We start from the raw sequence: 14,964 nt of genomic DNA on the forward strand, positions 1-14,964 counted from the left end.
AAGAATTTTGTTAAAAAGGAAGAGTGGCAACATGATATATTTTGATAATAGTGCAACAACGGCGGCTGCACCGGAAGTTTTGAAAACTTACCAAACTGTAAGTGAAGATTTTTTCGGCAATCCATCAAGTTTGCATGCTATCGGCAATAAGGCTGATAATTTGCTGACCCAATCGCGTAAACAAATTGCTAGTTTAATGAATGTTAAACCAGATGAAATATATTTTACTAGTGGTGGTACCGAAGGCGACAATTGGGTGGTTAAAGGGACTGCAATCGAAAAGCATCAATTTGGTAAGCATTTAATTACAACTGAGATTGAACATCCTGCCATTAAAAATTCAATGGCACAATTAGAAAAATTAGGTTTTGAGGTTACCTATTTGCCCGTAGATAAACGGGGCTTTATTAATCCGGCCGATTTAAAAGCTGCTATTCGTTCCGATACCATTTTAGTGTCAATAATGGCAGTTAATAACGAAATTGGCAGCATCCAACCAATCAAAGAAGCAGCCACAATTTTGGAAGATTACCCTAATATTCATTATCATGTTGATGCTGTGCAATCAATTGGCAAAGGGCTGGAAGCATTACTGCAAACGCCACGGATTGATTTCTTAACTTTTTCGGCACATAAATTTCATGGTCCACGGGGAACTGGCTTTATTTACGCCAAGAAAGGCCGCATGATCGCACCTTTACTTACTGGTGGTGGTCAAGAAAGCAATTGGCGAAGTGGCACCGAAAATTTACCCGCAATTGCTGGAATGGCGAAAGCCTTACGTCTGTTATTAACTAATGAGACGGCCAAGGTGGCCCAACAACGTGCGATTAAGGAAAAGATTTATCAGCACGTTAAGCAGTTACCGAAAGTGACGCTTTTTTCAGAAGACGGTCAGGATTTTGCGCCACACATTCTTTGTTTTGGAATTGAGGGAGTTCGTGGCGAAACGGTTGTTCATGCCTTTGAAGATCATGATATCTATCTATCAACGACAAGCGCCTGCGCATCAAAAACTGGCGCCATTTCGGGCACGTTGGCCGCAATGCACGTCCCAGAAAAGATTGCAACCAGTGCGGTTCGGGTTAGTTTAGATGAAAACAATACAATGGCGGAGGCTGACGCATTTATTCAAGCCTTTGACCAAATCTATCATCGTTTTGAAATTATAAATTCTTAAAAGTCTGAAAGGAAGAACATTATGCAATATACAGAGATCATGGTTCGTTATGGCGAGTTGTCCACCAAAGGTAAAAACCGCCGTGATTTCATTAATCGGTTATTTGGTAACACGATGAAGGCACTTCAGGCATTTCCGGCATTACAAATTCACGCTAAACGTGATCGGCTACACATCATTTTGAATGGTGAAGATAGTCAGGCAGTTATGGCAAAATTGGGTTTAGTTTTTGGTATTCAAAATTATTCGCCAACGATTCGCGTTGAACGTGATATGAATGCAGTACGCCAAATGGCGATTGCCATGTTGAAAGAGCAAGTTCAGCCAGGTGCGACGTTTAAAGTTAATACTCGCCGGGCCGACCATAATTTTGAAATGGATACCAACGAAATTAACGCTGATTTAGGTGACGTTATCTTAAATGCAATTCCTGAATTAACGGTAAAAATGCATAAACCAGATATTACCTTGCGCGTTGAAGTTCGACTTGATGGTATTTACCTTTCAAGTCAGACAATCCTTGGTGCTGGTGGTTTACCAGTTGGAACGGCTGGCCGCGGCATGCTAATGCTATCTGGGGGGATTGATTCCCCAGTTGCTGGTTACCTAGCAATGAAGCGGGGCGTTGATTTGCAGATGGTTCACTTCTTTAGTCCACCGTACACAAGTGAAAAGGCGTTGGCCAAGGCAAAAGAATTAACTGCTAAAATTGCACCTTATGCAGGAAGTATTCAGTTTATCGAAGTACCATTTACAAAGATTCAAGAAGAGATTAAAAATAAGGTACCAGAAGGTTATTTGATGACCATTCAGCGGCGAATGATGTTACGAATTACAGATAAGATTCGCGAGATGCACCACGGTCTGGCCATCTTTAACGGTGAATCATTAGGTCAAGTGGCCTCGCAAACAATGCAGAGTATGGCCGCAATTAATGATGTGACTACAACACCTATTTTACGGCCCGTTATTTCAATGGACAAAAATGAGATTATTAAGATTGCTGAGGACATTGACACCTTTGATTTGTCAGTTATGCCGTTTGAGGACTGCTGTACAATCTTTGCACCACCGGCACCAAAGACACACCCTAACATGGAAAAAACGAGAAACTATGAGAAATTAATCGATGTTGAAGGCTTAATGGCGGATTCAATTGCTGGAATTAAAACTAGTGAAATCAGACCTGATCAGCATTTCTTGGAACAGGATCAGGCAGAGATTGCTGATTTACTTTAGGCAAGTCTGTGAATAAGCACAGAAAGTCGCTTTTTAAATACGATTGGTCTAATTTGGTTATGGCATACGAATCAAAATAGTTTTCCAACCCAGACTTATGGCTATTGACCTGTTCATTAATTTTTGCTACAGTAACAACAAAGCATTGAGCAAGAAAGTAACGTCTAAATTTGGGGCTAAGAGATAAAGTTCATTGGCTGAGAGACTTTACCCACTTAAACGTGAAGGTAACTTGTGAGCTGTTAGATTGAAGTGAGTAGATCTAACCGGACAAGTAGTTCGTTAACGTGATGAAGTGGCGCAATAGCGCAATTTAGGTGGTACCGCGAATTTAAGCATTCGTCCTATTAATTAGGATGAATGCTTTTTTGTTTGAGTTTTTAATTATCGAGGAGATGATGGATTTGGCTGATAAAAAAGAAATGTCAACGAAGTATGATCCACAACAAGTTGAGCCTGGTCGGTACGATGAATGGCTCAGCGAAGATTTATTTAAACCATCTGGCAATCCAGATGCAAAACCTTACTCAATTGTCATTCCACCGCCAAATGTTACTGGAAAGCTACATCTTGGCCACGCTTGGGATACAACTTTACAGGATATGATTATTCGCCAAAAGCGGATGCAAGGTTATGATGTGCTTTGGTTACCAGGAATGGATCACGCTGGCATTGCTACTCAGGCCAAGGTGGAAGCTCATTTACGTGAAAAAGGTATCACCCGTTACGATCTTGGACGGGAAAAGTTTATTAAAGAAGTGTGGAACTGGGTTCATGAATATGGTGATATCATTCATCAACAGTGGGCCAAGTTAGGCATTTCCGTGGATTATTCCCGGGAACGCTTTACCTTGGATGATGGTTTATCCAAGGCTGTCCGTAAGGTCTTTGTTAATTTGTATAAAAAGGGCTTAATTTATCGTGGGGAATACATTATCAATTGGGATCCCCAGGCGCGGACCGCATTATCCGATATTGAAGTTATCCATAAGGACGATCAAGGGGCCTTCTACCACGTTAAATATCCATTTGTTGATCCTGAGTACACTTTTGCTGGCAAACACTACATTGAAATTGCAACCACACGTCCAGAAACAATGTTTGGAGATACTGCCGTTGCTGTAAATCCTAAAGATGAACGTTATAAGGATTTAGTAGGCCGTGAAGTTATTTTGCCGTTACAAGGCCGGCACATTCCAATTATTGCTGATCAATACGTTGATATGGATTTTGGAACTGGGATGGTTAAAATCACACCGGCACATGATCCCAACGATTTCTTAGTTGGTAATCGTCATGATTTAAAACGGATTAACACAATGAACGAAGATGCCAGCATGAATGAAAATGCTGGTAAGTATGAGGGGATGGATCGTTTTGAAGCACGCAAGGCAACGGTGGCCGATCTAAAAGATCAGGACTACATGCTAAAGATTGACCCAATTGTTCATAGTGTTGGCCATTCAGAACGGACTGGTGTTCAAGTTGAGGCTCGTTTGTCCACGCAGTGGTTTGTTAAAATGAAACCATTAGCCGAGGCGGCCCTCAAGAATCAGACTGGGGATCAGAAGGTTAATTTTGTTCCCGAACGATTTGAACATACTTTTACCCAGTGGATGGATAACGTTCATGATTGGGTCATCTCACGCCAATTATGGTGGGGCCACCGAATTCCGGCTTGGTATAATAAGCAAACTGGTGAAACATACGTTGGGATGGACGCGCCAGAAGATGCCGAAAATTGGGAACAGGATCCTGATGTTTTAGATACTTGGTTTAGTAGCGCATTATGGCCATTTTCAACGATGGGCTGGCCGGATACAGATGCCGCCGATTTTAAACGTTATTTTCCAACTAGTACTTTAGTGACCGGCTACGACATTATCTTTTTCTGGGTTTCCCGGATGATTTTCCAAAGCCTCGAGTTTACAGGGCAACGGCCGTTTAAAAATGTTTTGATTCACGGCCTGATTCGTGATGAACAAGGTCGCAAGATGAGTAAGTCATTAGGTAATGGGATTGATCCAATGGAAGTTATCGAGAAGTATGGCGCGGATGCTTTACGCTGGTTCTTAACCACTGGTTCAACACCAGGCCAGGACATTCGTTTTTCTTACGACAAAATGGATGCGGCCTGGAATTTCATTAATAAGATTTGGAATGCAAGTCGTTTTGTGATCATGAACCTTGGTGAGATGACTGTGCCAAGTTTGCCGGATAAGGCTGATCGTGATTTGGCTGATCGCTGGATTTTGAGTCGGCTAAATTCAACCATTAAAGATGTGACACGACTGTTTGACGATTTTGATTTTGGCGAAGCTGGTCGTTTGTTGTATAACTTTATTTGGAATGATCTTTGTGACTGGTACATTGAAATGAGTAAGGAAGTTCTTTACGGTACTGATGAGGCTGCTAAATCTGCTAAACGGCACGCACTTGCTTATGTTCTCGACCAAACCTTAAAATTAATGCACCCAATTATGCCATTTGTTACTGAAGAATTATGGCAGAACATGCCACATGATGGTGAGTCAATTGTTACTGCGGCCTATCCAGTGGAACACGCTGATTTGGCTGATGAAGCGGCCGTTAGTGAAATGTCACGGTTAATTGATTTAATCCGATCAGTTCGAAATATTCGTGCAGAAGTGAATGCACCGTTATCCAGCCCAATCGATGTCTTAATTAAGACTACCGATAAGGCCACGGAACAAACTTATCAGGCCAATCGTGAGTATATTGAGCGTTTTGTTCATCCAAAGGAATTACAAATTGGGGACGACGTTAAATCGCCTAAATTGGCAATGTCTGCGGTCATAACTGGCGCCGAAATCTACGTGCCACTTGCAGAATTGATCGATCTTGATCAAGAAATTGTCCGATTACAAGGCGAAGCCAAAAAATTACAGGCCGAAGTTGATCGAGCCGATAAAAAATTGGGTAATGAGCGTTTTGTTCAAAGTGCTCCCGAAAAAGTTGTTAATGTGCAACGAGAAAAGCGCACTGATTATTTGAATAAATTAACTGCAACTAATGAGCGAATTAATGAATTGAAAGCAAATAAGTAATGCTTCTATTCAAGGGGTGGGACAAAAATCGGATTTGGGTTTACTGCGTAAGGCACGTGAACCTAGACTTTTGGCGCCCGTTCTAGCGTAATGCTCAGAAATAGTAGGAGGCCAGGACTTTTGTCCCAGCCTCTTATATTTTTTAAAATAACTTTTAATTATTTTATCGGCCAACTTCTTTAAATTTACGGCAGTGGGGCAAAAAGTCGGTTCTGGGGTTGCTGCGTTATATAGGCCAATTCAATAATCACACTATGGTTATTGGTGGCCGTGCACCAAGACTTTTGCTGCCCGTTCTAGCGTAATGCTCGGAAATAGTGAGCGGTTAGGACTTTTATCTTGGCCTCGTGTTAAACTAAACTTAATTCAGAATTAGAGGAGCCAAAATAATGTACGCAGAAACATACGAAGCGGCCTTAACTAAAATTCACAGTCGCCCCAAAATGCATAAAGAGGGTAGCTTAAAGCGAATTAAACGTGCTGTGGCCGCTTTTTCGCATCCTGAAGAGAAACTACGAGTGATCCACGTTGCCGGAACAAACGGTAAAGGGTCAGTGGTTAATGATTTACGTTGTCTTTTAGAGGAACAAGGATTGACGGTTGGAACCTTTACATCACCATTTCTAATGCGTTTTAATGAACGGATTAGTCTTAATGGCCAACCCATTAGTGATAAGGCACTTTTAGATTTGGTTAATTTAGTTGGTCCTAAAATAACTGAACTAGATGCCGTTGATCCAACCAATCAAATCACTGAATTTGAATTTATTACGTTATTAATGCTGGTTTATTTTGCTGAAAAACAACCTGATATTGCGATCATTGAAGTTGGTATTGGCGGTCTGACTGATGCGACTAATGTTGTTAAACCAATTGTTTCAGTGATTACAACAATTGGTTATGATCATATGGCGTTGTTGGGGGATACACTCCCCAAAATTGCTAAGCATAAGGCTGGGATTATAAAAGAACGGCGGCCAGTCGTTGTTGGTGATATTGCGGCCGAACCGTTGGCAGTTATTAAGCAAAAAGCAGCTAGTTTGGCCAGCCCAATAAGTTGTTTGGGTGGTGACTTTAAAGCAATTAATCGCAACACATTACCAACCTGGGCGGAATCCTTTGACTTTATTAGCGATCAACAAGTAATCAAAAATTTAGTGTTGCCAATGCTAGGTGATTATCAAATTGATAATGCAGCAGTGGCAATTGCGGCATTTTTAATTTTCGCTAAAGAAACTAATTTAAAAGTTACAGAGCGCAGTGTCCGGCACGGATTGGCCAAATCAATCTGGGCTGGCCGTTTAGAAAAAATTAATGATGAGCCGTTAATCATTTTAGATGGTGCCCATAACGAACCCGCAGTACGGGCCTTGGCCACAACTTTACGGCAGAATTTTGCCCGGCAAGAAATTTATTTAATTTTTGCTGCATTAAAGGATAAAGATACCGTAACGATGCTTAAATTGCTAGAAGGGCTACCGAATGTGCACCTTGTTTTAACACAATTTCAAGGTGCACGAGTTGAAAGCGTGGCCGAATTAGCCGTTGATAGTACCAAAGAAATACCGATTTTTGAACACTGGCAGGAGGCTTTTCAAGCAGTAGTTCAACAGTCATCCACGGACGATGTTATTTTATTAACGGGCTCACTGTATTTTGTTTCAGAAGTTCGCCAGTATTTTAAAGTTTAAAAGGAGGTTACTATGGTAGTTCACGGAATTATTTTTGATATGGATGGTCTAATGTTTGATTCAGAAAAGCTTTATAATCAAGCAAATATAGAGGCGGCCAAGGAAATGAAGTTACCATTTCCTGATGATTATTATGAGCGGTTTATCGGGGCATCTGATGATGACATGATGGCATTTTTTGATGAGGCCTTTGGCGGTAAAGAACAGACTGAACGTTTCATGGAACTAACGTATCAAAGAATAAACGAATTAGTTCGCACCGGGCACCTAAAAAAGAAGCCCGGTTTAGACGACTTACTGGATTATTTAGATCAACAGAAAATTGCTAAAATTATTGCTTCCAGTAACTTCAAATCTAAAATTAATGAATTTTTAGTTGCTGGCGGCATTAGTGACCGATTTTCAAAGATTGTTTCCGTTGATAAAGTTAAAGCTGGTAAGCCTGCACCTGACCTATTTTTACAAGCCCAAACTGAGTTGGCGCTTCCTAAAGAACAAGTCTTGATCTTGGAAGATTCAGCGAACGGTTTGTTAGCAGCCAAGGCGGCAAGTATTGATTGTTTAATTGTTCCTGATTTGATTCAGCCAACTGATGAAATGAAGCGACAAGCCGTTGCAGTATTACCTAATTTAGGTGCGGTAAAAGATTACCTTAAAAAAATAAACCGCTAAGATTACGCACTTTACCTTTGTAGAAGGAGCGTGATCAAGTGTTAGTACAAACAGAATTAGAGGTTAGACCGCGAGAACAACTCTTGCAAACTAGTGCGGCTACTTTATCCAACCAGCAGTTATTGGCAATTTTATTAGGAACAGGGACGAAACAGCAGTCAGTGATGATGGTTGCCGCGACACTTTTGAGTCGTTACCCTAACTTAACTACTTTAACGTTGGCCACCCCGGCCGAATTACAAACGGTTACGGGTGTTGGGGTAACAAAGGCAGTTTTATTAAAGGCGGCAATTGAACTTGGTCAGCGGGTTTGTCAGGCGGCTACTTTTCGTTATGGAGTCATTGTTTCTAGTAGACAAATCGGTGAATTAATGATTAAAAAATTAGCAGGAGTAACACAAGAGCGACTAATTGTTTTGTATTTAGATACTAAAAATCAAATCCTATTAGAAAAAACAATCTTTACGGGAACATTAAATTCATCAGTTGCTCATCCTCGGGAAATTATGGCGCCGGCGCTTGATGTTTCGGCGGCTCGTTTTATCTTAGTACATAATCATCCCAGCGGGCAGACAGAACCGTCCAGTTACGATATTAAGTTTAGCCAGCGAATGGCTCATTGTGGTCAGTTAATGGGAATTGAACTGCTTGATCACCTAATTGTGGGAAAAGATTATTTAAGCCTGAAAGAACGGGGAGATCTTTAGTCGTGTTCGCTTGTTATTGTAAATTTGGCATGGTAAACTTAATTTGTATTCTTATTAGGTAGTGGATCGAAGTTTCATTAGTAGGGCTTTCCCCATCGTACCAATCGGAATTACAAATTTATAGTGTCTTATTGGCACGAGGAGGATTTTATACTATGGAACACGGTACAGTTAAATGGTTCAATCCCGAGAAGGGCTTTGGTTTTATTTCACGAGAAGACGGCAGCGATGTATTCGTTCATTTCTCCGCCATTCAAGATGAAGGTTTTAAGACACTTGATGAAGGCCAAGCAGTAACTTTTGATGTTGAAGAAAGCGATCGCGGCCCACAAGCAGTTAACGTTGTTAAAGCATAATGATGATTAGATTAAGAGCTTGGGGTAAATCCTAGGCTCTTATTTTTTTAGGTGAAATTGCAAGTTGCTTTTCATGATTAGCACTAAATTTTAATCAATTTTTAAATGGCAGCGTTTGCTTTATCTAAAAAAGCTTTAAGTTTTGAAAAGGGCTTATCATTCTTACTAATATTCGGTATGATAGACCATAGGTGAAGAACCAATCGGTGGTTGAAGTGTGTTATAATGCCACTAACTTATACTAAATTGATAATAATGAATGCACTAATTAAGCGATCATTGAAGGAGAGAATATTGTGTTCGGATTAGGAACAAAAAATCTAGGGATCGACCTTGGTACTGCCAATACATTAGTTTACATTGACGGTAAAGGAATCGTACTCCGTGAACCGTCAGTCGTTGCTAAGAATACAAAGACGGGCGATGTTGTTGCCGTTGGTACGGAAGCACGTGATATGATCGGTAGAACACCAGGCAGTATTGTTGCCATTCGGCCGATGAAAGATGGTGTCATTGCTGATTACGATACAACCGCAGCCATGATGAAATATTTTATGGAAAAGGCTTTAGGACGCTCAAATGGCAAGCCTTACGTGATGGTTTGTGTGCCAAGTGGCGTAACTGAGGTTGAAAAGCGGGCAGTGATCGATGCAACTCGCGTGGCTGGTGCCCGTGATGCCTATGTAATTGAAGAACCATTTGCCGCCGCAATTGGGGCCGGGCTGCCAGTAATGGATCCAACTGGTAGTATGGTTGTCGATATTGGTGGTGGGACGACGGATGTTGCCACAATTTCTTTAGGCGGAATTGTTTCAAGTCGTTCGATTCGGATGGCTGGTGATAAAATTGATGAGGCCGTTATTTATTATATTCGGCAAAACTTTAATCTATTAGTTGGTGAACGAACTGCCGAAGATGTTAAGGTTCAAGTCGGCTCGGCTTCTGTTGAGAAGGCTGCCAAGGGTGATAATATTACTGTTCGAGGGCGCGATCTGATTTCTGGTTTGCCAAAGACAGTTGAAGTGAGCGCTGTTGATATTGCTAAGGCGATTCAAGAGGTTGTTGCAGAGATCATTGTGGCAATTAAAGAAACCCTAGAAGAGACTTCACCAGAAATTGCGGCGGACGTCATCGACCACGGCATTGTATTAACTGGTGGTGGGGCTTTATTGAAGCACTTGCCAGAAGTTATTGCTGATGAAACTAAGGTGCCAGTCTTTATTGCACAAGACCCATTGGATTGTGTTGCAATTGGAACCGGTGAATCACTTAAAAATATTGATGTGATGAAGAAACGTTAGCCGAAACTAGGCGGGAAAAGATTCCCGCCTTCTTCATGTCGATTTTATGGGGGTAAACCAATGCAGAAGTTTTTTTCAAACCGAAAATTAATTATTGTCATGATTGCAATCATTATCAGTATGGGCCTCATGGCGTATTCGGTTACTGTTCGTAATAATCGGAAGACGCCACCCCTGGTTCAACAATTTGGGAATGATGTTGTTGGTGTTTTGGACCACGTTGTCGCGGTTCCAACTAATGGAATCAAGGACGGATTTACTTCGGTGGGAACATTAATTAATACTTATCAGGAAAATGCGCAATTAAAAACGCAAGTTGATGATTTAGCGCAAACCAAAATTCAAAACCAAACGTTACAACACGAAAATAAAGAATTAAAAAAGCAGCTGAAACTTAATAAAACTTTGACGGATTATAGCCAAATTTCCGCCGCCGTTTTAACACGTTCGCCAGCAAGTTGGCAAAACTACGTTATTATAAATCGTGGTCAAATTAATGGAATTAAAAAAGATATGCCAGTAATGGCGGGCTCAGGATTAATCGGTCGGGTAGTCGAAGTCAATAAAACTAATTCTAAGGTTCAACTGATTAGTACTGATAGTCAGACTTCTAATCGTTTTGCAGCTGAAATTACGACTAAAAATGGCGGGACAGTTAACGGTGTTATTTCTGGTTATAATGGTCGAACAAGACAAATTACGATGACCCAGTTGAATTCCAACGCAAAAGTCGCCAAGGGTGATACTGTCGAGACTTCTGGCTTAGGTGGTTTAACACCACGGGGGCTTTTCATTGGGAAGGTTAATTCGATTAAGCATGATGATTATGGTCTAGCTTTGTCTGTTGGGATTGAACCAGCTACTAATTTAAATAATTTCACGGTTGTTACGGTTATTAATCGCCAGATTAAGGGGGATTAATAATGCGATCAAAAATTCAGATTTGGGTACCAGTACTGCTTTTTGGATTGATGTTATTTGATGGTAGTTTGAGTACTATTTTTACTAGCCATTTTTATAATTACCCAGATGTTATGATTAGTCGGTTGGTATTATTAGGTTTAGTGTTAGTTTCCTTTTTCTTGCCGGATATGAAACATTTATTATTATGGGCGTTTATTATCGGTTTGTTCTATGATAGTTTCTATACTGGTATTTTAGGCGTATATACGTTTTTATTTCCTTTAATTGTCTATCTAACACGACAAATTCGGGTTTATTTTACACCTACAGCGATCGCAATTGGGGCTATTTATTTAATTGAATTAACGATTTTAGAAAGCTTTGTTTACGGTATGAACCGTTTCATGGGACTAACAACGGCTACTTTGGCTAACTTTATTCCGGATGTTTTAGGTCCAACTCTACTGCTAAATTTAGTGTACTTTGTAATTCTCTATTTTCCTTTAAGACAGTTATTGCTAAAATTAGGTGGAACAACAGTTTAAAGTTAAATTTGGAATTATTTGAAATCAAGAAAATTGTTTTAAAATGGGGAGTGGCAGGATGCAAGATGTCATTTTAAAAGGCCGTCAGGATGGTTATCAGATTACGTTAAAACAAGATAGCGCAATTTCAGGGATTATGACGGAATTGACTGATTTATTTGTTCGTTTAAATCAGGAAAAAAAGGTACCAGATAATAAAATTATAAATTTTACGATTAAAACCGAAAATCGGTTGTTAACGGAAAAACAGCAACAGCAAATTTACGCCTTGATTGAACAGTACCCTCAATTTCAAGTAACAACAATTGAGGCCAGTGTTATGACACACCAGGCTGCACAAAATTGGAAACAACAAGATAACGTGCATTTAAATCGTGCAATTATTCGTAGTGGCCAAGAGGTTGACGTTGAAGGTGACGTGCTCTTTATTGGTCAGATACATAATGGCGGTATTTTAAAAGCAACTGGCAGTATTTTCCTGTTGGGTGTTTGTGAAGGTGTTGTTCAGGCGGGGTTCCCAGATAATGAAGATGCTTTGATTGTCGGAGATTTAACTGATGCTTTTCAGGTTCGTATTTCTGGTAGTGTGGGCATTATTGCGGATGAAGAACGACATTTTGATGGTCGTTCGGTTGCGTACATTAATGATTTACATTTGTTGGACTATTCAACCTTGGATAATCTGAAAGCAATTCGACCACGACTGTACAATAAGATTGGGGAGGCATAATTATGGGAACGGCAATTGTAATCACATCAGGCAAAGGTGGTGTGGGTAAAACAACTTCCAGTGCTAATATCGGAACTGCTTTAGCATTGTTAGACAAGCGTGTTTGTTTAATGGATTTAGATATTGGGTTACGTAACCTAGATGTTGTTTTGGGCCTAGAAAACCGAATTATTTATGATATTGTTGACGTTGCCCGTGGTCGTGCAAAGCTCCACCAGGCTTTAGTTAAGGATAAACGGTTTGAGGATAATTTATATTTATTACCAGCCGCTCAAAACACGGATAAGGATGCATTATTACCCGATGAAGTTAAAGCAATAGTAGATGAATTAAAGGATGAGTTTGATTTCATTATTCTAGATTGCCCAGCCGGCATTGAACAGGGATTCCAAAATGCTATTGCCGGGGCTGATGGTGCCATTGTTGTAACGACTCCCGAGATCTCAGCTGTGCGTGATGCTGATCGTGTGGTTGGCTTGTTGGAGCAAAAGGAAATGAAACAAGAACCACGATTGATTATCAATCGAATTCGGACACACATGATGGACGACGGAGAAGTTATGGATATTGATGAGATCACCAAACATTTATCAATTTCACTATTAGGAATTGTACTTGACGATGATGGTGTCATTTCTAGCTCTAATCACGGGGACCCAGTTGTTTTAGATCCTAAGAATTTAGCCAGCAAGGGGTACCGCAATATTGCCCGACGAATTTTAGGGGAGACTGTTCCTTTGATGTCCATCAAAGAAGAGAAAGTTGGCTTCTGGCAACGATTATTTGGTCATAAAAAAAGTCACAATTAATATTTTGAGTTGACAGTTAGATTAAATACTGCTAATGTTATTCTCATAATATAAAAACAGTGAACGGATAAGTAACCCTGATAGTTCTGTAGAGAGTTTCTGGTTGGTGTAAAGAAATGACTATTGGTGGTGAAAACACATCTGGGAGTTTACCTGCTGAAGATAGTAAGCAAGTACGGGATAAGCCCGTTATAGCTGTAGTTACTAATAAACTACTTGAGGTAACTGGTGTGAGCTAGTTACGAACTTGAGGTGGAACCGCGATAATTTTCGTCCTCTTAGCATCGTTTGATGTTAAGGGGACTTTTTTATTTTTCAGTGTTTATTGGCAACTATTTGAGGTGATTATTGTGAAGTAATCACGAATTGGGGTGGAATCGCGTTAACTCGTCCTCGAAAGCAGAGACTGTTTTCGAGGGCTTTTTTATTACCGTTAATTATGAGGAGGGAATATTATGAATTTAGCTGGTCAGTGGCACTACGCAATGCAAATCATGCCATCATTATTGTCAGGCGTTCAAATGACATTATCAATTTTTATTTTTACCTTAATTGGGGCCATTCCGTTGGGGATTATTGTTGGATTAGGACGTGCTTCTCACTTTAAACCACTAAAGGATTTACTGGGAATTTACGTTTGGATTATGCGGGGGACGCCGCTGTTATTACAGTTAATCGTTGTTTTCTACGGCCTACCAATTATTGGAATTGTTTTTCAACGTTACAACGCGGCCTTATTCGCTTTTATCATTAATTACGCCGCCTACTTTGCCGAAATCTTTCGTGGTGGCCTTCAATCGATTGATCGTGGGCAGTATGAAAGCGCACGGGTTTTAAGGCTAACTTACTGGCAAACAATTCGAAAAATTGTCTTACCCCAAGTTATGAAGATTGTTTTACCATCTATTGGTAATGAAGTCATTAATTTAGTGAAAGATTCTTCGTTAGTTTACGTTATTGGACTGGGTGATTTACTCCGAGCAGGTAATGTTGCAACGTCGCGGGATGTTACCTTGTTACCGTTGCTTTTAGTTGGCATTATTTACTTATTGTTGACGGCAGTTTTAACGTTTATCCAACAACGAGTTGAGAATCACTACAGTTATTTTAAATAGGGGGTGGCCTAAATGTTAGAGCTTAAACAAGTATCAAAACGTTATGGACGAAAAACAATTTTAAATGATTTTAATTTAACAGTTAATCAAGGCGAAATCTTAGCAATTGTTGGTCCATCAGGTGCTGGTAAAACGACACTTTTACGTTGTATTAGTGGCCTAGAACGAATTGATTCTGGTGAAATACAGTTGGATGGTAAGCCATTTGATCCCTACATCAATCGTGACAATGACAGTGTTACCGGGGTTGTTTTTCAGGACTTTCAGCTTTTCCCGAATTTAAACGTTTTAGAAAATATTACTTTGGCACCAATGCTGGCCTTAAAAAAGGATAAGGATGCGGCACGTAAACAGGCGTTGGATTTGCTGAAGCGCTTGGGGTTAGACGGTAAAGAGCAGCTTTATCCTTATCAGTTATCTGGCGGCCAGAAACAACGAGTTGCGTTAGCACGAGCATTAGCAATGCAACCTCGAATTCTTTGTTATGACGAACCAACAAGTGCCTTAGATCCTGATTTACGGCAAGAAGTCGAAAAGATGATTTTAGGATTGAAGACTGATGGGATGACACAATTAGTCGTTACCCATGATTTGGATTTTGCCAAGCAAATTGCTGATAATATTAAACGGGTTGAAGCACTATAGGAG

Annotated in this window: 14 protein-coding genes and 2 other annotated features; all 14 genes read left to right on the plus strand. The window is 40.3% G+C overall.

All coding sequences use genetic code 11. From position 1 onward, the window contains the following. The first annotated feature begins 31 nt into the window (after window positions 1-31). Window positions 32-1,180, plus strand: a complete 1,149-nt coding sequence (locus tag EKM98_RS01950; RefSeq protein ID WP_125980200.1) for a cysteine desulfurase family protein — start codon at window positions 32-34, stop codon at window positions 1,178-1,180. 21 nt (window positions 1,181-1,201) lie between these two features. Beyond that, window positions 1,202-2,419, plus strand: a complete 1,218-nt coding sequence (thiI, locus tag EKM98_RS01955) for a tRNA uracil 4-sulfurtransferase ThiI (protein ID WP_125980202.1) — start codon at window positions 1,202-1,204, stop codon at window positions 2,417-2,419. Window positions 2,420-2,555: 136 nt separating this feature from the next. Beyond that, window positions 2,556-2,769: a binding site (T-box leader), on the plus strand. A gap of 72 nt (window positions 2,770-2,841) precedes the next feature. Beyond that, window positions 2,842-5,487, plus strand: a complete 2,646-nt coding sequence (locus EKM98_RS01960; RefSeq protein WP_404802933.1) for a valine--tRNA ligase — start codon at window positions 2,842-2,844, stop codon at window positions 5,485-5,487. Between the two features lie 389 nt (window positions 5,488-5,876). Continuing rightward, window positions 5,877-7,178, plus strand: coding sequence for a bifunctional folylpolyglutamate synthase/dihydrofolate synthase (locus EKM98_RS01965; RefSeq protein ID WP_125980205.1), 1,302 nt, complete (start codon window positions 5,877-5,879; stop codon window positions 7,176-7,178). 12 nt (window positions 7,179-7,190) lie between these two features. Beyond that, window positions 7,191-7,850, plus strand: a complete 660-nt coding sequence (locus tag EKM98_RS01970) for an HAD family hydrolase (protein ID WP_125980207.1) — start codon at window positions 7,191-7,193, stop codon at window positions 7,848-7,850. Between the two features lie 38 nt (window positions 7,851-7,888). Next, complete coding sequence (gene radC / locus EKM98_RS01975) at window positions 7,889-8,557, plus strand: RadC family protein (protein ID WP_125980209.1); 669 nt, start codon at window positions 7,889-7,891, stop codon at window positions 8,555-8,557. 155 nt (window positions 8,558-8,712) lie between these two features. After that, entirely contained in the window at window positions 8,713-8,913 is a 201-nt protein-coding gene (locus EKM98_RS01980) for a cold-shock protein (RefSeq protein ID WP_068224886.1), read from the plus strand. A gap of 296 nt (window positions 8,914-9,209) precedes the next feature. Beyond that, complete coding sequence (locus tag EKM98_RS01985) at window positions 9,210-10,214, plus strand: rod shape-determining protein (protein ID WP_068224884.1); 1,005 nt, start codon at window positions 9,210-9,212, stop codon at window positions 10,212-10,214. A 60-nt stretch (window positions 10,215-10,274) separates the two neighbouring features. Next, on the plus strand, window positions 10,275-11,135 hold the full coding sequence (mreC, locus tag EKM98_RS01990; RefSeq protein WP_125980211.1) for a rod shape-determining protein MreC: 861 nt from the start codon (window positions 10,275-10,277) through the stop codon (window positions 11,133-11,135). A gap of 2 nt (window positions 11,136-11,137) precedes the next feature. After that, the gene (mreD, locus tag EKM98_RS01995; protein WP_068224882.1) at window positions 11,138-11,662 is read left to right on the plus strand and encodes a rod shape-determining protein MreD; all 525 of its coding nucleotides are present in this window, start codon (window positions 11,138-11,140) and stop codon (window positions 11,660-11,662) included. Window positions 11,663-11,720: 58 nt separating this feature from the next. Continuing rightward, entirely contained in the window at window positions 11,721-12,392 is a 672-nt protein-coding gene (locus tag EKM98_RS02000) for a septum site-determining protein MinC (RefSeq protein ID WP_125980213.1), read from the plus strand. A gap of 2 nt (window positions 12,393-12,394) precedes the next feature. Next, window positions 12,395-13,201, plus strand: coding sequence for a septum site-determining protein MinD (minD, locus tag EKM98_RS02005; RefSeq protein WP_068224878.1), 807 nt, complete (start codon window positions 12,395-12,397; stop codon window positions 13,199-13,201). 50 nt (window positions 13,202-13,251) lie between these two features. Next, window positions 13,252-13,482, plus strand: a binding site (T-box leader). A gap of 174 nt (window positions 13,483-13,656) precedes the next feature. Continuing rightward, the gene (locus tag EKM98_RS02010; RefSeq protein WP_068224876.1) at window positions 13,657-14,316 is read left to right on the plus strand and encodes an amino acid ABC transporter permease; all 660 of its coding nucleotides are present in this window, start codon (window positions 13,657-13,659) and stop codon (window positions 14,314-14,316) included. Between the two features lie 12 nt (window positions 14,317-14,328). Further along, on the plus strand, window positions 14,329-14,961 hold the full coding sequence (locus EKM98_RS02015; protein WP_125980214.1) for an amino acid ABC transporter ATP-binding protein: 633 nt from the start codon (window positions 14,329-14,331) through the stop codon (window positions 14,959-14,961). Window positions 14,962-14,964: the final 3 nt, after the last annotated feature.

The sequence above is a fragment of the Loigolactobacillus iwatensis genome, assembly GCF_003950295.1.
GTDB classification, from domain to species: Bacteria; Bacillota; Bacilli; order Lactobacillales; family Lactobacillaceae; genus Loigolactobacillus; species Loigolactobacillus iwatensis.